The 23,401-nt window shown below is 43.8% G+C and carries 18 protein-coding genes; 12 read left to right on the top strand and 6 right to left on the bottom strand.

The window, feature by feature from the left end:
- Window positions 1-15: 15 nt before the first annotated feature.
- The gene (locus AB4Z45_RS03160; RefSeq protein ID WP_441884191.1) at window positions 16-915 is read left to right on the top strand and encodes a carbohydrate ABC transporter permease; all 900 of its coding nucleotides are present in this window, start codon (window positions 16-18) and stop codon (window positions 913-915) included.
- 12 nt (window positions 916-927) lie between these two features.
- The gene (locus tag AB4Z45_RS03155) at window positions 928-1,758 is read left to right on the top strand and encodes a carbohydrate ABC transporter permease (RefSeq protein WP_076271479.1); all 831 of its coding nucleotides are present in this window, start codon (window positions 928-930) and stop codon (window positions 1,756-1,758) included.
- Window positions 1,759-2,178: 420 nt separating this feature from the next.
- On the opposite strand, the gene AB4Z45_RS03150 is transcribed toward AB4Z45_RS03155, so the two are convergent.
- The 3 genes from AB4Z45_RS03150 to AB4Z45_RS03140 all read right to left on the bottom strand — a co-directional run bounded on the left by AB4Z45_RS03150 (window position 2,179) and on the right by AB4Z45_RS03140 (window position 4,612).
- A complete protein-coding gene (locus tag AB4Z45_RS03150; RefSeq protein ID WP_441907882.1) occupies window positions 2,179-2,592 on the bottom strand; it encodes a DUF5412 domain-containing protein in 414 nt (137 codons plus the stop codon).
- A 181-nt stretch (window positions 2,593-2,773) separates the two neighbouring features.
- On the bottom strand, window positions 2,774-3,646 hold the full coding sequence (locus tag AB4Z45_RS03145) for a carbohydrate ABC transporter permease (protein ID WP_076271478.1): 873 nt from the start codon (window positions 3,644-3,646) through the stop codon (window positions 2,774-2,776).
- 15 nt (window positions 3,647-3,661) lie between these two features.
- A complete protein-coding gene (locus AB4Z45_RS03140) occupies window positions 3,662-4,612 on the bottom strand; it encodes an ABC transporter permease (RefSeq protein ID WP_339207058.1) in 951 nt (316 codons plus the stop codon).
- A gap of 141 nt (window positions 4,613-4,753) precedes the next feature.
- On the opposite strand from AB4Z45_RS03140, the gene AB4Z45_RS03135 reads away from it, so the two are divergent.
- The 6 genes from AB4Z45_RS03135 to AB4Z45_RS03110 all read left to right on the top strand — a co-directional run bounded on the left by AB4Z45_RS03135 (window position 4,754) and on the right by AB4Z45_RS03110 (window position 11,017).
- Window positions 4,754-6,595 carry a cache domain-containing sensor histidine kinase gene (locus AB4Z45_RS03135; protein WP_441907880.1) on the top strand — a complete coding sequence of 614 codons (1,842 nt, stop codon included), beginning with the start codon at window positions 4,754-4,756 and terminating at the stop codon, window positions 6,593-6,595.
- Window positions 6,573-8,183 carry a response regulator transcription factor gene (locus AB4Z45_RS03130; RefSeq protein WP_441907879.1) on the top strand — a complete coding sequence of 537 codons (1,611 nt, stop codon included), beginning with the start codon at window positions 6,573-6,575 and terminating at the stop codon, window positions 8,181-8,183. Before AB4Z45_RS03135 ends, AB4Z45_RS03130 begins: the two co-directional genes overlap by 23 nt.
- A gap of 105 nt (window positions 8,184-8,288) precedes the next feature.
- Entirely contained in the window at window positions 8,289-9,974 is a 1,686-nt protein-coding gene (locus AB4Z45_RS03125) for an ABC transporter substrate-binding protein (protein ID WP_441907878.1), read from the top strand.
- Window positions 9,975-10,273: 299 nt separating this feature from the next.
- Window positions 10,274-10,405, top strand: a complete 132-nt coding sequence (locus AB4Z45_RS03120) for a hypothetical protein (RefSeq protein WP_441907877.1) — start codon at window positions 10,274-10,276, stop codon at window positions 10,403-10,405.
- A gap of 267 nt (window positions 10,406-10,672) precedes the next feature.
- The gene (locus tag AB4Z45_RS03115; protein WP_441907876.1) at window positions 10,673-10,810 is read left to right on the top strand and encodes a hypothetical protein; all 138 of its coding nucleotides are present in this window, start codon (window positions 10,673-10,675) and stop codon (window positions 10,808-10,810) included.
- Between the two features lie 6 nt (window positions 10,811-10,816).
- Window positions 10,817-11,017 carry a hypothetical protein gene (locus AB4Z45_RS03110; protein ID WP_441907875.1) on the top strand — a complete coding sequence of 67 codons (201 nt, stop codon included), beginning with the start codon at window positions 10,817-10,819 and terminating at the stop codon, window positions 11,015-11,017.
- Between the two features lie 515 nt (window positions 11,018-11,532).
- Here AB4Z45_RS03110 and AB4Z45_RS03105 read toward each other — a convergent pair.
- On the bottom strand, window positions 11,533-12,156 hold the full coding sequence (locus AB4Z45_RS03105) for a sensor domain-containing protein (RefSeq protein ID WP_441907874.1): 624 nt from the start codon (window positions 12,154-12,156) through the stop codon (window positions 11,533-11,535).
- Window positions 12,157-12,285: 129 nt separating this feature from the next.
- Window positions 12,286-15,834: an Npt1/Npt2 family nucleotide transporter gene (locus AB4Z45_RS03100; RefSeq protein ID WP_441907873.1), complete on the bottom strand. Its 3,549-nt coding sequence runs from the start codon at window positions 15,832-15,834 to the stop codon at window positions 12,286-12,288.
- A gap of 328 nt (window positions 15,835-16,162) precedes the next feature.
- On the opposite strand from AB4Z45_RS03100, the gene AB4Z45_RS03095 reads away from it, so the two are divergent.
- The 3 genes from AB4Z45_RS03095 to AB4Z45_RS03085 all read left to right on the top strand — a co-directional run bounded on the left by AB4Z45_RS03095 (window position 16,163) and on the right by AB4Z45_RS03085 (window position 20,198).
- Window positions 16,163-18,118: an ABC transporter substrate-binding protein gene (locus tag AB4Z45_RS03095; protein WP_441907872.1), complete on the top strand. Its 1,956-nt coding sequence runs from the start codon at window positions 16,163-16,165 to the stop codon at window positions 18,116-18,118.
- Window positions 18,119-18,196: 78 nt separating this feature from the next.
- On the top strand, window positions 18,197-19,207 hold the full coding sequence (locus tag AB4Z45_RS03090) for a FecCD family ABC transporter permease (protein ID WP_441907871.1): 1,011 nt from the start codon (window positions 18,197-18,199) through the stop codon (window positions 19,205-19,207).
- Entirely contained in the window at window positions 19,200-20,198 is a 999-nt protein-coding gene (locus AB4Z45_RS03085; protein ID WP_441907870.1) for a FecCD family ABC transporter permease, read from the top strand. Before AB4Z45_RS03090 ends, AB4Z45_RS03085 begins: the two co-directional genes overlap by 8 nt.
- A 212-nt stretch (window positions 20,199-20,410) precedes the next feature.
- Here the strand turns inward: AB4Z45_RS03085 and AB4Z45_RS03080 are convergent, their stop codons facing one another.
- Window positions 20,411-21,247: an SHOCT domain-containing protein gene (locus tag AB4Z45_RS03080; RefSeq protein WP_441907869.1), complete on the bottom strand. Its 837-nt coding sequence runs from the start codon at window positions 21,245-21,247 to the stop codon at window positions 20,411-20,413.
- A gap of 186 nt (window positions 21,248-21,433) precedes the next feature.
- Between AB4Z45_RS03080 and AB4Z45_RS03075 the strand changes: the two genes are divergently transcribed.
- Window positions 21,434-23,362, top strand: coding sequence for a 3'-5' exonuclease (locus tag AB4Z45_RS03075; protein WP_441907868.1), 1,929 nt, complete (start codon window positions 21,434-21,436; stop codon window positions 23,360-23,362).
- Window positions 23,363-23,401 lie beyond the last annotated feature (39 nt).

Here is a 23,401-nt window from a genome sequence, read left to right as displayed (position 1 = left end):
AGGAGAAGGTGCAGCATGACCCATGTCTCTTCATGGAGAAAAAAGCTGAAAAATAACGTAACCGGCTATCTGTTCCTGCTTCCAACCATTCTAGTTCTTGGTACTTTTTTGTTCTTGCCTGTATTCTATTCCCTTTATTTATCGGGACATAAGGTCAATCTGCTTGGCGAAGTAAGTTACAAATGGGTAGGATTTAAAAACTTCACGCGTATGGCAGGCGATGAAAGAGCCTGGATAGCGCTTAAGAACACGGCATCCTTTGCTTTGTTTGTTGTGCCGCTGCAAACGGTGTTTGCTATTTTACTAGCTGTTATTTTGAATGCTAAGCTCAAATTCAAAAACTTCTTCCGTATCGTATTTTTTATGCCGACCATTACTTCGTCGGCGGTACTATCACTTATATTTATGTGGATATACAATTCAAACGGTCTTTTGAACCGAGTGCTTGAATTTATCGGTTTGCATGGATACAACTGGCTTGGAGATCCTGCGGTCGCCATGAAGGCGATCATGCTTATGAATATATGGTCTACCGCTCCATTCTTTATGGTTGTTTTCTTGGCTGCATTGCAAGACATTCCTGATGCGCTGTACGAGTCAGCTATGCTTGACGGAGCAGGAGGCTGGAGGAGATTTATTTCCATCACGCTGCCGCTAATTAAGCCTGCGACCTTCTTTACGGTCGTTATGGGTATTATCGGTACCTTCCAACTCTTCGACCAATCTTATATTTTCTCAGCAGGTTCAGGCGGACCGAATAACTCGACCTTGACCGTAGCTCTGCTTATTTATCAATATGCTTTCAAAAATCTCGACTTCGGCTATGCCTCTGCGCTCGCTGTCATGCTGGCTGCTGTCATTATGATCGTGACGCTGATACAGCGTAAGCTATTTGCCGAAGAAAAGCTGAACTAGGAGGGCGACTAGATGGTATTTCAACAATCCAAATGGGGAAAGGCGATTCTTTATTTCCTGTTATTCTCATACGGCTGCATCACTGTTGCTCCCTTTCTATGGGCGCTTTCCTCTTCGTTTAAGCCGCTCAGTGAGATTGTTTCCGGGGGCATCAACTTTATTCCGAAAGAATTCACCTTGCAGAACTATTATGATATTTTCGTGAAAGAGCCGCTTTTCCTCAGATGGATGTACAACAGTGCCTTGATTGCAGTTGTTGCGACGGTTTGCAATACGCTGTTCAACTCAATGGCGGGTTATGCACTTGCACGTATTGAATTTGCCGGCAACAAAATTATGTTCATCCTTATCTTAGCGGTGCAAATGATTCCAGGCCAATTGACGATCGTACCCGCTTACTTAATTATGAAGCAGCTCGATTTGTTAAACACGTATGCTGCACTGACTTTGCCGATGATGGCGAATGCGACGTTTATCTTTATGATGCGGCAATTTTTCCTCAGCTTCCCGAAAGAGCTTGAGGAGGCAGCCGAGATGGACGGGCTTAATCGGTTCGGCGTGTTTTTCCGCATTGCACTGCCGCTTGCGATACCTGCGTTAGCAGCTCAAACAATCTTCGTTTTCATGGGTGCATGGAACGAGTTCCTGAAGCCGCTCATGTTCATGTCCGACAAGTCAATGTTTACGCTGACGCTCGGTCTGAATACGTTCAAAGGGCAGTACATTAGCCACTGGAACTACATTATGGCTGCATCGATGGTATTTACGCTTCCAGCGCTGCTGATTTATGCGTTCTTCAATCGATTTTTTATTAAAGGAATTACGTTTACCGGCGGTAAATAACATAGTAACGAAACGGGGCTGTCCTGAGGTCATTTAGACCTCTTGGGACAGCCCTGTTTTTAATGCGTTCACGTATGCATAATGAGACATAGTGTGCTTAGTGGGCAGGTTGTGAACGGTAATAAGGCAATTTTTTAGCTCTATTTATGCGTATAGGGCTGATTGGGCGAAAATAAGACTAGATTGTAGCTCTATTTTTGTCTGAAATGGATACTATGGGGAAATTGGCAGGTTTTGAGCGGTAATAAGCCTATTTTTTAGTCCTATTTTTGCGAAGAGGGCTGTTTTGATGAAAATAGGGCTAGATTGTAGATCTAAATTTGTTTGAGTCGAGTATGGGGTCATTTGGCAGAAGAGACTAAGTCTATACGCACATTCTCGAAATGATAATGTATGCTGTGCAGGCAAGGCAGCTCGTCATTATGGATGTCTAAAGTCGAATTTATCGTGAGGAACATCAAGACTGTGACCATTAATGATGACGGTATCGTTATCGCTCCAAGTGATGACCGCTTGATCCTCGTGAGAGCTCCAATAAATATTTTTGGTTTTATGATTGCGTTTATTGAATACCAATTCACCGCGAATCATAAAAGGAGTAGTCGCTCCTCCATTTATGAGGTACGCTTTTAAACTGTAAGTCCCTTCAGGAGAAGCTGCCTCAATAAGAAATTTCCCTTTCGGAAGTCTGCCCATGTCATAGAAGAGCCAATAGACGCCATAACCAATAGTTAAGGCGAAGAATGTGCAGATAGAAATAAATATGATGAGCAGCTTTTTTAAAATTTTCTTTTTCTCGCTCGCCGCTTGAACATCAATATCTTCATCGAACAACGGTATCATCTCCTGGAAAATTTGGATAATATTATAATATCACAAGTTACACTCCGGAGAAACCAAATGCGAATCATAACAACAATGAGAGATATAAGCGATGCTCTGCCGAATAAAACAAAAAAACAGCCCAATCGGGCTGCTTTTTACTTTATTAATCGTAGCTGGGAAGTAGCATGAGCTATTCCTTAACCGCACCAATGACAATCCCTTTTACAAAGTAACGCTGCAAGAAAGGATAAACCAATAGAATCGGTAATGCGCCGATAAAGATCTGCGATGCGCTAATGGTTCTTTGGGACATATTGGCAACCATTTGCGGATCAAGCTTAGTCATATCCTTTTGAACGATAATCGTTTGCATGAAGCTTGCAAGAGGCAGCTTCTCAGCATCTTTCATATAGATGATACCGTCGAAATAGGAATTCCAATGTCCGACCATAATAAACAAGGAAACCGTTGCAATCGCAGGCAAGGAGATCGGCAAATAAATCATGAAGAAAGTGCGCAGCTGGCCGGCTCCATCAATAAAAGCAGCTTCTTCCAGATCCTTAGGAACAGTACGGAAGAAGTTTAGCAAAAGAATAACGTTATAAACGCCGACTGTACCTGGCAGAATAAGCGCCCATAAAGTATTCATTAGTCCGAGCTTAAGGATGAGGAGGTAGCTTGGAATAAGTCCGCCTGCAAATAGCATCGTAACGACAAAATACCAAAGATAAACGTTGCGAGCACGGAAGATATGAGAATCTTTGGACAGCGCATAAGCAGCAAGTGTACTAACTAGCATAGCAAGCGCCGTACCAAGGATGGTCCGCTGTGTCGACACCCACAAGGAAGTTAGGAAATTGCTGTTGTCGAACGTCTTGGCATAGGCTTCTAATGTGAAACCGATCGGCCAAAAAGTGACCAATCCCGCATTGGCGGGAGCGGACGCACTCATGGAAACCATGAGAAGGTGATATAGCGGCAGCAAGCATAATATGGAAAGAAGAATCAAAAACACGTTGTTAAATATGCTGAAAATACGGTATGGCAGTGTTTTATGGTGCATACGTTGTCACCCTTTCTAGAAGATTCGGTAACCGGCAAATTTATAAGCAAGACGATAAGAGATTACGATTAGAATCAAGCTGATCCCTGATTTAAACAGGCTAACGGCTGTTGCAAAGCTGAATTGACCGCTGAGTAGACCTTCACGATAGACAAAGGTGTCAATAATATCACCCTGCTGATAAATCAAAGGACTGTACAAGTTGAACACTTGGTCGAAGTTTGCATTTAGTACGTTACCAAGCGCCAAGGTTGCAACTACAATTGCAATTGGAATGAGTGATGGAATCGTAATATGCGTCGTTTGCTTGATACGGCCTGCACCGTCAACTTCAGCAGCTTCATAAAGTGCTGGATTAATACCGGCAAGCGCTGCAAGGAAGATAATCGTATTGAATCCAAATTCCTTCCATACATCACTAAAAATAATGGTGAAGCGGAACCAGGCGCCATCGCCCAAAAAGAAAATCGGCTTAATGCCGAATACATTGCTAATAAATTGATTAATGATTCCTGTCTGTGCGAGCATATCGATCAAAATTCCGGATAGCGTGACCCAGGAAAGGAAATGCGGCAGATAGACGAGCGTTTGGATTGATCTTTTGAGCCCCATGTTCCTGACTTCATTCAGAAGCAAAGCAAAAATGAACGGAATGATTAAGTTCAGCACGATTTTGGAGCAAGCAAAAAATAGGGTGTTCCACGTAATTTGCAAGAAATAATCATTTTGAAACATGTATTCAAAATGCTTCAAGCCTACCCATGGAGAGCCCATCATTCCAAGCGAAGCTTTATAATCTTGAAACGCCATCATAATACCTGTCATCGGTATATAGGAGAAGATGAAAACCGAAAGTACCGCCGGCAGCACCATGAAATGCAGCATCCAAGGTTGTTTATATTTGTGTTTTGTTTTTGCTCGTGGTGTGGTCTCCAAAGTCACTTGCTTTTCTGTGTTTGCTTCCATAGCTATCCCCCGTTCCATAAAATTGGTTTGTGTATAATAAGAAACCCTGCTATATATAGTAACAAGCATTTCTCTTACTGGACTATAGGACAATGTTAGGATTGATATGGTTTTGTTAGGGGATATCGTCTGGAGGAATGAATGATGGAGATTAGTAACGGTCTTGCTTTTGTCAAAAGAAAGATGGGTGCTCGGTTTAGCCTGTTTTCTAAAATGAATGGGTTGATCTTAATTTTGTTCATCCCCATTGTGATCATGTATACGTATTCAAATGACGTAGCCTTTAACGTTGTCAGCAAGGAGCTTAAGCTATCGAACACGAGACAGTTGTCCTTTTTGTCCAGTCAAATTGACTCGCGGATTAATCAGATGGTCGATTTCTCCAATACATTCTCGAAAGATCCGAATGTGCAGAGATTTAATGGGCTTAAAATATGGGAAGATCGTTATGACCGCATGCAGACCCGCTTTATCGTTCAAGAGAAGATGGCACTGCAATCAGGCGTCATTAACATATGGCCAGTCAGATACACTGTATACTCGCAGCAAAACAAAGAGTTGATATCAAATTACAACAATCCTGCTGAGTACGATGAGGAATTTTTAAAGCGAAACATGAGCGGGAAATGGACTTATGGCAATGGTGAAGCCAAGGCTGATAATGAGGCCAGTTACTTTCATTGGTTTTATACCGAATCATATGGGCAGCAAGGAAAACTGAATGGAAGCAATCTAGTCATTGAAGCGAGCTTCAGTTATGAAAATATTCAAAACATGCTGGACACCTATAAATCAGGCGGACAGGGCGACCCGATTTTTTATCATAAAGGTGACGCTCCGATTACGAACCGCAGTGCGGATCAACAGCTTTCAGGAGAGTTGGTTTCCTACTTGGACGAGCAGTCGCTTGAAGACACAACGCAGCAGGTAGTGAAGCTGCATGGTGAGAACTATTTGGTGAGCTCGGTTAAATCCACTTATTTGGGCTGGCATTTGGTTGACGTTGTTCCGCTCGACCAAATATTGAAGCCGATATCGATCACTCGCAATTTGTTTTATGTTTCGATGATTTTGTTATTTGTTGTGGGCATATCTGCTTCCATCCTGCTTTATCGTAATGTGCAGCGGCCGATCAGGCAATTGATCAAAGGTTTGCAAAGCGTACAGCGGGGGGATTTCTCGTTTCGGATCAGCTCAAGCGTAAATAATGAATTTTCATTTTTATTTTACCGCTTTAACGATATGTCACGACAAATTCAGGACTTAATTGAAAATGTGCTGAATGAAAAAATTCGGTCAAGGGAAGCGACATTAAAGCAATTGCAGGCTCAAATTAATCCGCATTTTCTATATAACTGCCTGGGCTATATAATTAATATGGCACAGATGAAAGAACAGGAAGCGGTTGTGTCGATGGCATACAACTTAAGCGCCTATTATCGCTATACGACTCGAACGGAGAGACAAACTGCCGCGCTGGACGAAGAAATTAAATTACTTATTAATTATTTGGACATTCAGAAGCTGCGCAACGGCAGAATAGATTATACAATAGATATCCCAGCAGAAATGCTGAAGCAGCGCATACCGCCGCTTATGCTTCAGCCTATCGTAGAAAATGCGGTCATTCATGGCATAGGAAAATCCTATACATCTGGTGAAATTCGAATTACCGGCGAGATGTCAGACGGGTTATGCAAAATATATATCGATGACGATGGCCCGGAGCTTGAGTCAAGTGTGCTTGAAGCGTTGAACACAAAGATGAGCGAGCCATTGAAAGAGGAAATGGGCTGCGGTCTTTGGAATACGAATCAGCGTATCATTCATCAATTTGGCGATAAATCTTATTTATGCTTCAAAAAATCGCCATTAGGAGGATTTCGGACAGAAATCGTATGGGAAACAGCATCTGGAGAAGAACAGAGACCTTATCCTACTTTACAAGGAGATACACAACATGCAGATGATAATCGTAGATGATGAAGCACACTGGGTAGAAAATTTATCGATGCACAAGCCTTGGCAAACACTCGGTATTGAGCAGGTTCATAAAGCTTACTCTGCACATGAGGCGCTTCAAATTATAGAAACGAATCCCATTGATATTGTCATATCCGATATTTTAATGCCCGAAATGACGGGGCTTGAACTCATAGAGAAAATCCGGGAACGCGATAAAAGAATGAAATGTATTATTTTATCAGGACATTCGGACTTTGAATTTGCCAAAAAAGCGGTCCAAAATCAAACGGTAGATTATTTGCTAAAGCCGCCGTCGGATAACGAGCTGTTCAGCGCGGTTAAGACTGCGATTGATCAATTGCAAGCGGAATGGGAAGCGGTCAGCTCGCAGGAGCGGACGGAGTATACGCTGCGGGAGAACCTGCCGCTGCTGCGCGGTCAGTTGCTGATTGATGCGCTAAAAGGCTACCGGATGTCTGCTGATGAATGGACTCGAAAGCTTGAAAGCTACGGCTTGCCGTTCAGCTATGGAGACTGCACATTGCTGCTTGTACGTATGGAAGAGGAATTTGGGCAATATACAAGTAACGGTCAACAGCTGATGGAATATGCCATTATCAATATGGCGGAAGAGATCTTCAGTGAATTTTCTGAAGTCTGGGGAGTTAAGGAGGAGCATGGTTATTTGGTGTTCTTGCTTCAACTGAAGGATAAGGGTTCAATCCCTGGAAAAGAGAAGATTTTGGAGAAGCTTGCCATTCAGCTTCAGCATAAAGTAAAACAATTTTTGAAGGGCTCCTTATCCATCGTACTATCAGAATCTTTCAAGTTTCCTGAACAGCTTCAGGATAATTATCGCAAATCGTTTGCTTACTTTAGGCAAATCGTAGGGGACGAGCGAGAATTTGTTATGCGGGTTGGCGATATGGAGCCAAGCGTATCGCATGGTCCGTTGGACGCTCTTTATATGCCGCCGTCTTTGATCAGCTTATTAGAGGCTGGGCGCTGGGAGGCTGCGGAGGATAAGCTGGTGGGCGTTTGCGCGGAGCTCGACGACAGATGGTCCGACTCATGGGAGCATTGCATGGAGGCTGGATTTTTGATCGCCTCCTCGTTCACACAGCTGGCACATCGGAATGGGCATACGCTGGTCAAGCTGCTAGGGGCAGATATGGAGCCTTTGCAAAGCGGAGAAGCTTTTACATCGATCAGCAAGCTGCGCAAGTGGTCGCTTAACGTGCTTTCGAAGCTGAAGGACGGTACCTCAAGTGAAATTAAAGATATACGTTCTTCTTATGTGAAGAAGATTCAAAATTTTGCGGAGGAGCATCTTCACGAAGACGTTTCTTTGCGAGCACTCGCTGACCATGTGAATTTGCATCCTACCCATTTGTCCAAAATATATAAGATTGAGACGGGTGAAGGCATAAGTGATTATATATCACGTCTGCGCATGGAACGAGCCTGCCATAAGCTAAAAACAACAAGCAAAAAGATTTATGAAATTAGCATGGAAATCGGCTATTTGGACCCGGCTTATTTTATCAAAGTGTTCAAACGCCAGTATGGTGTAACACCGCAGGAATATAGGGACGGCAATCAATAGCCTAACAGAGTCCTATGGAAACTAACAATGTCCTATAGATACCCCCCCGTACAAATTGTTAAAGTTACTCATGTAAGGATCTTACACCGTAGGGGGAAAAGAAAAATGGCTAAATTCAAAAAAGCAGGGCTTCTACTTGCAGCTTTGGGACTCGTTTTCGTTACAGCTTGCAGCGGTAATACCGGCAAGAACGCAAACAAAGAAGAGTCAGGTTCAACGAATACTAGTACTAGTACAGCTGATAGCGCATTCGCCGCTGGCAAATACGATCCACCGATTGAAATCAGCACCGTATTGATGCCGATTAAGAACTATGGCGGTAAAGGCGATACGAAGGAAAACAACGTCCATGATCGTTGGATGCTTGAAACACTTGGTATTAAACATAAGGATACTTGGTATCCAGCAAGTGATGATCAATACAGACAAAAGCTTCAACTTGCGATTTCTTCAGGCGAGAAGCTTCCGGATTTTGTAAAGGTACCAACAAACGCTGTATTGACTAACCAACTCATCGATTCAGGTCAGTTTATTGCAATCGATGAGCTGTTCGACAAGTACGCAACAAAAGTTTGGAAGGACCATGCTGAGAAAAACCCTGAGCTTTGGTATCCCTTTACAAGAGATGGCAAGAAATACAATGTGCCATTGATGGAGTACACGAACAATGACAACACGCTGCTTTGGCTTCGTGAAGATTGGATGGAGAAGCTGAAACTAGAGGCTCCAAAAACAATTGCAGATCTTGAAGTCATTATGGACAAATTCAAAAACGAGAACCCTGACGGCCTAGCGCCAAAAGATGTTTATCCACTAGCGATTTCTTTGAAAGGCGCTACGAACACTTGGATGGGCGGACTCGATTGGTTATTCGGTGCTTATGGTTCTGTTCAAGAGCAATGGAACAAAGATAAAGACGGAAATCTTGAATACGGTTCCGTAAATCCAGGAGCAAAAGCAGCACTTGCGAAGCTTCAAGAATGGATGAACAAAGGTTATATCCATGCAGACTCCGCTTTGTGGGATGAAGGCAAGTCAGCAGAAAGCTGGACAAAAGGCGCAGCAGGAATCTTGCCAGGTGCGAACTGGGTACCAGATTGGCCGGCTCCAGATTTGTTGAAAAACGTCCCAGGCTCCAAATATAAAGCTTACCCGGTACCTGCAGGTCCGGACGGTTACATGGGTACAAAATGGCAGAACTCTGGCGTAAACGCTAGTATTATGATCAACAAGGATGCGAAGCATCCGGAAGCTATTTTCTTGTACTACAACTACTTGCTTGAAAACCTAGCGAATCCTACGGTTGGCAGCAAATATGAGCATGGCTTTGCACAAGGCTATGACTGGGATATCGTAGACGGTCAACCAACGAGTAACAAGGATAAAATCCCTGGATTCACGAACGAATTCCCGTTCCTAACAGGTCCGGCTCGTATTCCTGATCTATTTATGACAACTTTGGTTAAGCTTGCTGATGGAGCTGCTCCGGAAACACCTTACGAGAAACAAACGGCTGAATTCCGCAAACCTGAAAACTGGTATGCAGCAAAAGTCGTTATGGATCAAAAGGATATTCGCAAGCAAAACTACTTTACAGGTGCAGCAACAGAAACAATGGTTTCGAAATGGAACTTGCTGCGTCAATCCGAGATGGAAACGTTCAACAAAATCATCTACGGCAAATTGCCGGTTGATGCTTTCGATGAGTTTGTATCCAGCTGGAAAGCAAATGGCGGAGACCAAATCACAAAAGAAGTTAATGAGTGGTTCCAATCCGTTTCTAAGAAATAAAGATCTTGGCCCGCAGAGTCTTCTGCGGGCTTTTTTTTGTGTGCTGGGTTGTGTGGTGCGTATGGGGGAGGAGGTGGGTGGCAGCAACAAGATAAAAAGGGGGATAGAGCGGCTGGTGCGTGGGAGGTGGATGGTTGTTTATGGAGCGGTGTTGGTGGTGAGTAAGATAGTTAGTAAGTCAGTAATTCAGTAATTCAGTAATTCAGTAAGTGAATGATTAAATGAATGAATGTCGGACGCTCATGTGTGGAACTGTGATAGCGGGTATTCTGTAGTGGACTATTGGGTGTGGAACGGTAATGGTGGTGTGTTTGGGCATGGAGCAGCGCGGATGTTGTGTGTTTGGCGAAGGATTCGGAGTAGAACGCTGCAATGTGGAATGGATGAAGCAGACTTGCTTGAGCGTAACGGACATCAGAGCGCTTATTTGAGTAGAATCTGCTGTTTTTGCAGAACTAACGGACATAGGTTCCGTTATTTGGGCAAAAGTGCTTGAAATTAGTACCTTTTTACTAGAATAACGGAACCTATGTCCGTTAAATTCTAGATTAGACATAATTATTGGAAATAGCGGAACCTATGTCCGCTAGGTGCTAGCCCATAAATGCCAAGCAATGTTTTTGAGGTGATCTGGTGTCAAAGATTTCGAACGCAGAATATATGGATGAATGTGAGAAAAAGGTCTGAAGGGTATATGCATGAAAGATGATCATGCTACGAAAGATGCGGGTAGTATGGGCTTGGTAAACAATTATGTGTGGAGCGGTGATTGTGAAGTGGGAGTGGGAGTGACGTGGATGACGATTTTGCTTGGAAAACGACAGGTGGCGTGGTAAACAATTGTGCATGGAAGAGTGATGGTGACGACAAACGAGCGCGGAACGAAGCAAAAAGTATGGTTGAGTAGATTATTGTATGGGAACGGTGATTGTGGTGTGGGAGAGGGTGTGGAGGGAAATCGTGCTACTAGAGATGTGGAAGTATTGTGTGCGAGCAACATTATGTGGAACAGTAATGGTGGCTTGCTTGTAGCGGACGTTTGAGTTCGGAACGGTGAGGATGTTGTGTGTGTAGCAAATGATTCGGTGTAAAACGCTACAATGTGGAATGGATGAAGCAGACCTGCTTGAGCGTAACGGACATCAGAGCGCTTATTTGTGTAGAATCGACTGTTTTTGTAGAGTTAACGGACATATGTTCCGTTATTTGGGCTAAAGTGCTTGAATTTAGCGCTTTTTTAATAGAATAACGGATCCTATGTCCGTTAAAATCCAGATTAGACGTAATTATTGGAAATAACGGAACCTATGTCCGTTAGATGTAAGCCAAATGATGCCCAGCAATGTTTTTGAGGTTGTGCTTGTTGGAAATAACGGAACCTATGTCCGTTAGATGTAAGCTAAAGGATGCCAACACCGTTTAAAGCTTGTGATTATTGGATGTCCGACATTTCGAGTATGCAGCATTCGTAAAAAATAGCTGTTCCAGCACCGCAATTGCCATCGTGTTAATGTGCTAATAAAGGTGCTGGGTTAGTTTGTATGGTGTATCGTAGTGGCTAAATGGACTTCGAAATCATCTGAATATATGCGGCATACATGCGTCCTAGCGCTCGTAATAACATCGGCTGCACAAATACGAGCACTAAGCCGATCCCGCCAGCTATCCAAGAGCGCTGTGCAGAAGTAATCTCTGCGTAAAAAGGAAAGAAGGTCCAGGTGGACTGAAATAGATCAAAGTTGAAGAAGTCTGCACTCACCTTATAGGCAAATGGGGAAAGCATGACTGCATAGGCGGTAACCGGCAGGACAATCCCTAGTGTAAATCCGGTAATACCAATCGGAAGCTGCAATAGGCTGTACAGAATACCTTGGTAGGTTTGACCTTTTCCAAGAAGACGAAACAATGACCGCGAGCCTTCCCAGCGAAGGGATAGTTGATCGTCTACCCGATCAAGCGATTGGGAATTACCTCGATACCAAGCCAGAGTTGATTGTTGTTCCTTGACCATCATCCAGCGACACGCTGCAAGTGTCGCCCACAACATGGGCAATCCAATCCATAAGATGATCAGCGGCAAGCTTACTGATAAACCTGCAACAGCTATTACAAATGCTATGATTCCCTTCGGAAGCGACATTAGAAGCATGGCCCAAGCTTTTACGGCACTTTGTTTTTGCATGTTTAAACCCCTCTCATACCAACACTTTCTTCAGTATAGAGGGATCACTCTACTTAAGCATTGATCCAAAGACTGGATAGCGTGCTCGACTTTGGTCTAGTATTCTTATCTTTTTTTTGGAAAATAAACTCAGACCAACCGCTCTGTATCCTGCGTTCTCTCAACCAACACGCGCATTAAGCCTTTTAAAACATGAATTTTTTGGAAGCAAAAAGAAAAGACTTGCTCTCTAGTCAGTTCCAGCAAAATGGTGCGGCTAATGGCTGTACAATCGGCTGACCGCGGCTGTCCGTCGATGATGGCCATCTCACCAAAGCATTGTCCGACCTCGAGTGTTGCAAGCTGCTCAGACCCTTTATGCACTTGCACTTTCCCTTCAATAATTCCGTACATGGTGTCACCATCCTCACCAATGCCACAAATTCTCTCACCGGGCTCATACACGGATTCTTCCACCATTCGAGCCAGCTTTATAAAGTCTTCTTGTGAGCAGTGGGCAAAAAGGCTAATCTTCTGCAGCACAAGAATACGCCTAATAATTGTCTCGTTTCGGTCTTCAGCTTCAATTGACGCAAGAGCATGATCCTCGACAGCGGCATCTTCTATTGCAGCTTCCACAATGGCTCTGGACACCTTCTCATTAGTGTTGCGCAATCGGAGCGACAACTGCTTCATCAGCTCCATAGCAATTTCGGTTCGATCAAAAATCATTTCGTAAAATGCACTCGAAGTCAGCTCGTATAGGACGACATTCTCTTCCGCTATAACGGTTGCAGAGCGAACTCTTTGCGTGATGACGCTTATCTCGCCAAAATAATCGTAAGCGCTGAGCTCATTAATTTTATGGCCATGGATATAAATGCCTGTACGGCCTTGTTCAATAAGATAGAGAGAGTCACCAGCATCTCCTTCGCGAACGATTTCGACTCCTTTATTTATCCATACCTTTTGCAGGCGCATCGCGATGTTGTAGAAATCACGACCTGTTAAACCAGCAAACAACGCTACACGTTTGAGCAAATGAATTTGTTTCATAAGTGAATCCTGCTCAAGCTTATCGTCTGATTGTGATAAATAATCAATATTTAAATTAATCCAAGGATCGCCTTGATCATAAAACCACTGTATTGCTTCTTTAACATGCAATTCTGAGGGAGCTTCTTCTCCGGGAGTGGGTGACGATGAAATGATTTTTGTTATGTCAGTCCGCAATTTCCCTTTAAGCAGCTGGTCAATTACTTCAATGGCATTAGCCTGCTGCCTAGCATTGCCATCCTGCCAATTGGCATACACAGCGTGAATGGACCTTGAGTCATAAAGAAAGGCCAGCAGCTGAAAAATTCTTTTTACATGACGAACCCGCATCTGTTCAATCGCCTCAGCTAGATCACTCATTCGATTTGTATTACCGAAAAGTGCAAGTTGCTCCACCCATTTAAAATAATAGGAAATCTCCTGATCAATCAAATGCTCAGCATGTTTTTTGTCAACCTGATTGGCTCCAGCATGAATCCGAGTTGCAGACTCAAGTGCTTTCTCCCTAAGCTCGCTGGAAAAGAGCAAATAATGCCTCAATAAGGCATCAAGTGCAGCTTGTGTTCCGATTTCCTCTAATACGCGTGGCAAATGAAGGTTAAGCTCTTTCGCAGTCATGCGGCTTTCAAGTATAGGAATGATGATGGCCTCATCATAGCTTGTTAATGCAGCAGTAGCTTGAAGCCTGACCTTGCTATCATCAAGAAGTGGAATAATGAACCGAACCAGCTCGGGTACTCGCAATGTGGAAGCAGACTCCAATGCCCGTATACGAACGAGATGGGAGGAGTCCTCGAACATCGGGATCAACGGTTTGTAAAAGCTGGCAATGCCAATTTGTCCGAACAGGCCTGCCATGGCAATACGCTCTTCTTCCTGTCCATTTTTGAGCAGCTCCTTTAATACGCCGACGGCTTGGAACATGCCTTCTATGCCGTAATATTTAATTAATCCGACGATGGCTGCTGCTCGTATATGAACATCCTCATCATGCAGATAGGCAGTAATGCGATCTAATTGCTCTTCCAGCGCATAGGCAGATAAGGCAAGGATGGCATGGGCGCGAATGGTAACTGATGATGAAGAAAGATGGGCTTCAAGCTTCCTTTCACCAAGGGCAGGCGTGCTCAATTGAAGGTATTTTAACGCTTCGATCTGCAGCTCCTGAACGGGATGCTGAAGCAGAGGCGTGATCTGCTCATTCATATCAAATTCTTGTATGCCGCTAAGAATCGCAAAAGCATATAAAGCTTGCTGCTTGTCGTGCTTATGCAGCGCTGACGCTAAAATTTGAATGCTCGCTGGATCTACGAAATCCGGCTCATCTTGCAGGTCCATGCTTTTCGATTGCAGAGTTGATAAAAGCATGCTTAAATAGTTTTTCTTAATTTTTATCGCCGCAACTATACAGCAGCCAATCAACGCAAGAATAAAATAACTGAATTGCTCAATCGCGAACCATTGCGAAAGCACAATGAGACTGATTGCCGCGATTCCTTTGGCACCATTTCGTACAATGCCATCGAGGAAACCTTTGGCTCTTCCGCGCCATTCGGGAGCAACGGGAAACATAATGAGCTGACTTACGGAGGAGTATATCGTATCACCAAGCACCTTATCGCTTGCTTTAACTGCAGTTGCAATGGCAAGCACAGGCATGATGAGGAGTGCGAAGCTTCCTGTAAACAAGACGATCGGAAAAACAAGAATCGCAGTCATGACACCGTAGCGGGTTATCATTTTGCCGGAAATGAATAATTGAACAAATAGCGCGAGCAATCCCGCAAATCCATAAAAGCTGCCCATAAAGCTGGCGAGCTCTTCATTTTGCAAGGTGCCGCGAAGAATAACTTTGAATTGATAATCAATAAGCGTAAGCGAGATTGTAAGTGTTCCGGCCATGATCGCCACATATTTAAGATGAGGCACGCTTTGGAATAAGCCTTGTTTCTCTTCAACGGCTCGCGTTTGTGCTTTGGATAACTTTTTAACAGTAGATTTAACCGCGAAAAACTCGGCAGGATTTGGCACTCCTCGCAGCAGCTTAAGGACAAATAACAGGCAAAGCAGCTGTGCAGCAGCATAGATGAAGATTAAATTTTCGGTTCCTAACGGCTGTACCAGCAGCTTTAGACCAAAGCCGCTCAAAATACCGCCAACAAGTCCACCGCTTCCTACAAAACCAATCATGCGTTTCGCTTTGCGCTGATCCATAATGGAGGTCGCAAACTGCCAGAAGCAGACGATCATCAAAAAGTTTAGTACATCATATCCGACGTAGATGACGGGGAAAATCCAGCTAAAGCCGATCCCGACAGCAAGTCGCGAAAGAAGTGCGAGCATAGAAGCAATGATTATAACTCTAACAACGAGTTGATCGGTGCGGAAGCGTCCGCATAGCTTTTGGTATATAAATCCGGTTAAGAGAAGGGTGGCTGCTTGGGGCAAATACATATAAGATAAGACGGATGCGTCGTATCTGCTGAGAAACAAAGTATCTGCAGCTGTTCGACTGATAGTAGAGGCAGCGACGATGAAAAACAGATAACCGAATAAATAAAATATTTTGCTATATTCTGTTCGATCGGATTGAAATTGACGTGAGAGCAGAGTGAATGGATTAACGATATTTTTCTTAGACATGATACTTTTTCCTCTCCGTTTCTCTTCCTGCCCGCAATAGCTTAAGAAGAATAGTATATATGAAGAAAATACATATTGGAACAAAATTTGCTAGAATACTGCGCAATACGTATGGTCTGCTGGATATGTAGAAATGTTATGCCACTGATGCATCATATACAGAGAAAAGTAAAATAAGCGCTAATTGGAGCAAACAGTAGATTCAGCGCTAAAAATAATATCATTATTTACTCGGCCAGACATTGCAAATGATAATCGTTATCATTTATAATGGTAATGAATGTTTATATGTAATGCTTTCAGAGGGAGAAGGGAGTGATCCGACACGATGAAAATGAGTGATCACCTAATGCTATGGAATCATGCTTCGATCAAAGTGATGGATATACGGCATACGGTCATGGAACCAGGCGAGGAGCTGCAATCGTATCGCTTGCCCACCAGCGCTTTTTTTTATGCGATTCGCGGCAGTGCGCAGATGTGGTCGGATGGAACGATGCACATGGTAAATCGATTTCATATTTTGCATGGCGGCAAAGGAATGTGCCTGGATATTACCGCTCATGATGCTTTTGAATATTATCTGATTTTTTATAAAGCTATTCTCGCTTTGCCTTCTCGCCAACCTTTAATGAAGCTAATGGAGACGGAGAACCCATTCCAACTGCAATATAGCTTTGTACCTCATTATCCGATCCCCTTATATCATAGTGTTGAGCTAATGAGCAAGGAATGGCGTGAGCCGGAACTGTTGGAGAAATTACATATAAAAATGCTATTCTATCAATTTGCCTATGAGCTTTTAAGTCAAATGAGCAGTCAAAACGTAAAGACCCAAAAGGTGGACCTCGTATCACAAGTGGTTCGTTATATTCATGAGCACTCTTCAGACCGAGTAACATTGGACGAGCTTGCAGAGCTGCTGGATTGCAGCGTCAGTTACTTATCAAGAAAATTCAAGCATGCGACAGGCAAAAGTCCCATTGAGTATTTGATTGCTGTTCGAATCGACAGAGCGAAGGAGCTTTTGCAAAATACAGATGCAACGCTGCAAGAAATAGCCGAGAGCGTAGGTTTCTCCGATGACAGCTATTTCAATCGCATGTTCAAAAAACATGTAGGCATGTCGCTTGGTCAATTTAAAGCAAAGGTTCAAAATAATCCTGTGGATCGTTCAAGATATACAATTGTCCCACGCAGAATCAGGCGTTATAGTGGTAATGGTTATGAAAATCATTATCAATACAAGAAAGTGGGAATATTCAAAATGTATAGAGGATCAAGAACACCAATGGCTGCATCATTATTGCTTTGCTTTGTTTTATTTCTCAGCGCCTGCTCTGCGGGTACGTCAAATACGAGTTCAACAAACGGAGGGTCGTCTGCACCAACCGCTAATGTGTCTGAAGCAGCTGCAACCGACTCCACACCAGCAAATGTTACCCGCGTAGTAAAACATGCGATGGGGGAAGCAACAATAACCGGCGCGCCTGAGCGTGTTGTCATACTTACGAACGAAGGAACGGAAGCGCTTCTTGCCGTTGGCATTAAACCGATCGGCGCGGTGCAATCTTGGATTGGCGACCCTTGGTACGACCATATCAAAGATGAGATGCAGGACGTTACTGTTGTAGGCGATGAACTGCAGCCGAATATTGAAATGATCGCGAGCCTGAAGCCAGATCTAATAATCGGGAACAAGGTCAGACAGGAAAAAATATATGATCAGCTAAGCCAAATCGCGCCGACCGTATTCGCAGAGGACTTGGTCGGAGATTGGAAAATCAACTTTAAGCTTTATATGGAAGCCGTGGGTAAGACGGAAGAAGGCGAAAAGGCGATGGCTGACTTCGACAAGCGTGTTGCTGAAGTGAAAGCGAAGCTAGGCAGCAAAGCGGATACGAAAATTTCGGTTGCACGCTTCTCCGCTTCCCAGGTACGAATCTATCAGAAGCAAACCTTCTCGGGCGTACTCTTAAATGATTTAGGATTTGCACGGCCTGAGTCGCAGGATAAGGATTCATTTATTGAAGTGATGTCCAAAGAAACGATTCCAAGCATGGATGGAGACGTATTATTCTACTTCGTCACGGAGGCAGCTGGGAAGACCGATGCATCCAAGGTGGTAGAGGAGTGGATGAACGATCCGTTATTCAAAAAACTAAATGTCGTGCAAAACAACAAGGTAATAAAAGTAGATGAAGCGATTTGGAATTCTGCTGGAGGCTACAAGGCTGCAAATTTATTGCTGGATGAGATTGTTGCCTATTTTGATGTAAAGTAGCCTAGCATTGTTAGTCAGCAAGCTGACGTCGTGACTATCAGACGTCAGCTTATTTTTGATGAAAGGGGTGAAGTTAACATGGCATTAAGGCTCCATAGCCGTAAAAGAAAGCTGGTGAGCCTGGTGGCAGGCGCCGTGCTGCTGCTCATCGGTATGCTCGTTAGTATTCTATATGGCATCCATCTATTCGAATTAAAAGATTTATGGCGTGCCTATACGCAATTTGATGGTTCGGATGCACATCTCATTATTAGAAATACGCGAGTTCCTCGAGCATTAATTGCGGCAGCAGTAGGGGCGAGTCTTGCTATTGCGGGTGCAATCATGCAAGTGTTAACCAAAAATCCGTTAGCTTCTCCATCTATATTCGGCATCAATTCAGGCGCTGTTCTATTTATTGTTGTCAGCTTGGCTATGCTAGGCTCCTCACTAACCATGAACGGAATGGTTTGGATTGCTTTAGCAGGAGCAGCCACTACTTCTTTGCTTGTTTTTACACTGGGAATGCAGGGGAGAAGCGGTTTTGAGCCAATTAAGCTTACGTTGGCCGGAGCTTCTGTAGCTGCATTTGCTTCCTCTCTATCCTCAGGCATTATGCTGATAAATAAAGAATCTCTTGATTCTGCATTGTTTTGGATGGTCGGCTCTGTATCTGGGAGACAATTAACTCATCTAACTATCGTATTTCCTTATATGCTTCTAGGATGGGTCCTAGCGCTGCTATTGGCAGGCTCTTTAAACGTGATGGCTTTGGGTGATGATAGTGCCAAAGGCCTTGGTCAGCGAATGATGCTTATCCGGGTTGTATCTGTCCTTGCTGTTGTACTTCTAGCAGGAAGCTCGGTAGCGGTGGCTGGGCCAATTGCGTTCATTGGATTAATTGTGCCCCATCTCTGCAGATATATAGTTGGAAATGACTATCGCTGGTTATTTCCTTATTGTGCGTTGGTAGGAGCAATCCTCCTCGTATTCGCTGATATCGCTTCGCGGTTTATCCTTATGCCCAAGGAGGTACCTGTAGGTGTAGCTACTGCGCTTATTGGTGTTCCTTTCTTGATTTATGTGGCGAGAAGGAGTAAACATGCATAGAGGAATAGGCAAATCTATCTTAATACTCGCAATATTAAGCATCGCACTGATTGCGTTGTCTATTCTTTGTTTATCCATAGGCGGTGTAAGCATTCCTGTTAAGGAAATCTTCCTTTCACTGCTGGGTAAAAATAAAGAGGGCAGCGACTTAATTATTATGCAGTTTCGTATGCCGCGAATTGTGGCAGCTGTTTTAGTCGGCGCAGCCTTGGCGGTTGCAGGTGCTGTGCTTCAAGGCGTGATACGGAATCCGCTTGCATCACCAGATTTGCTGGGTGTGACCGGCGGGGCGTCAGTTGCGGTTGTAGCTTTTATGACGCTATTCACAAGATACAGTGTTCACTGGATTCCTTTCATAGCTGTCGCAGGGGCTTTCGTTATTGCTGCTCTAAACTATGCGCTAGCTTGGAAAAATGGGGTTTCACCGTTCAGGCTCGTACTTATTGGTATTGGCATATCGACTGCTATGGGTGCGCTTACGATATTTCTGCTTATTAGCGGACCAGTCTATTTGGCTGCGCAAGTGCTGAACTGGATGACCGGAAGCATCTACGGGACGAGTTGGAAGTATATTGAGGTGTTGTGGCCTTGGGTCGCTATCTTCATTCCATTATCCATTCTCTATGCAAAAGAGCTGAACGTACAATCCTTAGGTGAAGAAACGGCAATCGGATTAGGCAGCCGACTTCAATTAAGCCGCATGATCCTGCTGTTCTATAGCGTAGCGCTTGCAGGAGCAGCGGTCGGAATTGCTGGAACTATTTCCTTTTTAGGATTATTGGCGCCACATATGGCTAGAAAGCTTATCGGCCATTCTTATAAGCTAGTAATTCCAGTATCCGCTCTTCTGGGCGCGATGATATTGCTATTGGCTGATCTGGCGGGGAGAACGCTTTTCCAACCGCTTGATATACCAGCCGGCGTCTTTACCGCAGGTATAGGCGCTCCGTTCTTTATGTACCTTTTGTTTAAACGGAAAGCTTTTAAATGATGTTGTTCGCTCAAAAAGAAGAACGGCGACCGATTATGGTCGCCGTTTTTTCTTGTATAATTATTCTAGGAAGCTTAATAGCCAATGAATGCCTTGAAGCAGATTCTAAAACGGAATCGGTCGAGGAGAGCTAGCTAAAAAGAAAATCCCCCGTATTCTGAACAATTCAGGGGGATTTTCTGTGCTAATAGCAGCAACGATTAAACATGCTGCTATCCTAATAGCCTTATTTTCTGCTGCTTAAATTCATCTTCTGTTATAAGATTATCTCGCAACAATGAGGAAAGTTTTAATAATTCATCTGCAACTGAAAGTTGATTAGCGTTAGTCGGCTTTTCATTTTCATCCACTTGCTTAATTAAAAAACTCAACATAGTATGCCAATGCGTAATTTCATTATCAACGGATCTGAACATTATATTGTCTTTAGTAATGCCCTTTGGGAAAATCTCAAACGTAATGCGATGGAATGGTTTTGACATATTATTAACAACGATAAGAAGTTGAACTTTCTTGATTAGATCAAGAGTGGTTCTTGAAGCGCTTAGGCCACCAATAATAGCTCCAGTATCTCCAGCCATAGATCTGCCAAGCAAAGCTCTGCCAATGATGTCCGTTCGTGAGGAAGAGGTTACTGTAACACTGTCATGAAGAATGGTTGATTGTAAAATATCTTTATAGAGAAAAATCTCGCATTTGTAATTGTATTCATTCTTGCTTAATAAAGGCTCCGTATTAGTCTCCTGATTATAAATGATACATATTTTTTTATTTGTTTCATCCAATGCAATATAGCTTTCTTTATCATCCGACATAAATTCTTGTGAAAGTTTAAAATCTTTTATGCCTGGCACCATATCTTTAATTTGTTTTTCAAGATTTATCGATAATTGATAATAATTTTTACTTTTCCGATTAGCGGCAGTAAGCGTGAATAATATAAAACCTGAAAATCCAATTAGCATGATGGTTTCATGACGCGCAAACAAACCAATAATACCGACAAGCAAAAATACTGCCAAAAAAAATACAGATGGATTTCTATACATCGTTTCTCCCCTATCAAAAACGAACGCAAATGGTTGGATTTGATCATTCGTTTACTTAATAGGAATATCGTACCATGAAAATCTTCCATTTGTCATAACAATCTTCTCTCCATTTTCTCCTGCCAAACGCTTAAAGATGGTTTATACTAAAAACAACAGAAAAAATCGAATTCGAGGTGAAAGAGAATGGCTTATATGGTCCCAGAGGTTATCCGGACGAGTGCGACTGCTGGGGAGCGGTTATTGTTTCGTACGCTGAAGGATTATCTGCCGAGCGATTATGCGGTTTATTTTGAACCGGAAATTGGGGGGAATCGCCCTGGCTTCGTAATCATAGGCCCAGATCTGGGATTGGTCGTTCTTGAAGTGAAGGACTATACGAGGTCTGCTCTATTCGAGGTTGATCGTGACGAGTGGCGTTTGCATGCATCTGGAGGTCAGATCGAAGCTGTGATGAACCCTTATCAAGAAGCAAGGGAGAGCTTGCGGCAGGTGGCGGGCGAGCTAAGAAATGATGACAACCTCATTGAACAGAAAGGCAAATTTCAAGGACAGCTCAAATTTCCGAACGGCTTCGGAACGGCTTTTACACGGCTGAAGCAGAAGGATTTTATAGAAAATGGTTTGTACGATGTCATTGCAGAGCAATTTGTGCTTTGCCGCGACGAGATCGACCCTGAGGATGCTGGATTTACAGCCGATTCCCTCATTGAGAAGATCCATGGCATGTTTACGGCACGCAAGCGCAGCAGCTACATTTTATCGCAAGAGGAGATCAGGCAGATTCGTAATCACCTCATACCTGAGGCGCGGATCAGCGCGGAATTTCTCCAGCCTGCAAATCAGAAGCAGCAGGAGCAGTTCGTACTGTCGCATCACAATATTAAGGGTATGGATCTGCATCAGGAAAATATGGCAGAGCAGCTTGGTGATCGCCATCGGCTTATCCGCGGCGTGGCGGGGAGCGGGAAGACGCTTGTCCTCGCCAGCCGAGCCAAACATTTGGCCAATCATTACCCAGACTGGAAGATTCTAGTCCTCTGCAGCAGTATCGCCTTGTCTCGAAGTCTTCGGCAAATGATTGACCGGAAGATGGAGGAGCCGGAGGATTTGCTTGATTGGATTAGACTAGCAGAGCAAAAGGAAGGCAAGCCTCGCGACCAAAACGTCGAGGTCTATAATTTTCATGAGTGGCTGCGAGCAGTGCTGAACGTGAGAGATACGGATGTCGCTAAGCTTATTAGCAAGCTGGAGAAGAAGGAAGCTATTTTACCTACCTATGAAGCAATCCTTATTGATGAGGGTCAGGATTTTCAGCCAGAATGGCTTAAGCTTCTAAGTTATTTGCTTAATCCAGCGACACAAAATTTGCTGCTGGTTGAGGACCGGGCACAATCGTTCTTTAAACGGAAATCGAGCTTGCTGCAGGACACGGGGCTTGATTTTCGCGGACGTTCGCGCATTCTCTCCGTTAATTATCGCAACACGGCTCAAATCGCGCAGTTTGCTTGGGATTTCTATCAACGGCATTCTCTGTTTCAGAACAAGGTTCAGTACGGAGTGTCGAAAGGGGTAGAGATCATACCTCCTCAGAGTACACGGAGAAGCGGGCATGAGCCAATATTGGAGCGTCGCGGGAGCTTTCAGGAAGAGATGAAGGCTGTCATTGAACAAATGCGATCCTTGCATGACCATCATAAGATTGCTTATTCAGAGATGGTCATCTTATACCGAGTAAAGGACAATTACTACTCCTCCTTCACGGATATGATCAAGAGAGCGCTTAAGGGACAAGGCTTTCCCGTTTATTGGATCACAGAAAATGCCGATTTGAACCAGGAATCAGACATAACTGGCGATGCGATTAACGTATCGGACATTGACAGTGTGAAGGGGCTCGATTTCCGAGCGGTCTTCATCGTAAATGCCGAGAACATGCCTTTCTCATTGGAAGATGTGGAGGAGCGGGAAGTATCGCTGTTTTATATTGCTATGACACGCGCATTGGACTGGCTGCACATCTCCTACAGCGGGGAATCCAAGTTTACGCTTTATTTGGACGAAGTGCAGCAGCAGCGGCTTAAGCAGGAGCATGCTATAAAGAAGATGGGATGAAGCGAAAGGCTGATTCCAGTTAAAAAAAGGTTGTCCGAG

It is taken from the genome of Paenibacillus sp. MCAF9 (assembly GCF_052114265.1).
Lineage (GTDB): Bacteria > Bacillota > Bacilli > Paenibacillales > Paenibacillaceae > Pristimantibacillus.
The sequence above is the reverse complement of the archived record's forward strand: the minus strand, read 5'-3'. Positions and strand labels throughout refer to the sequence as shown.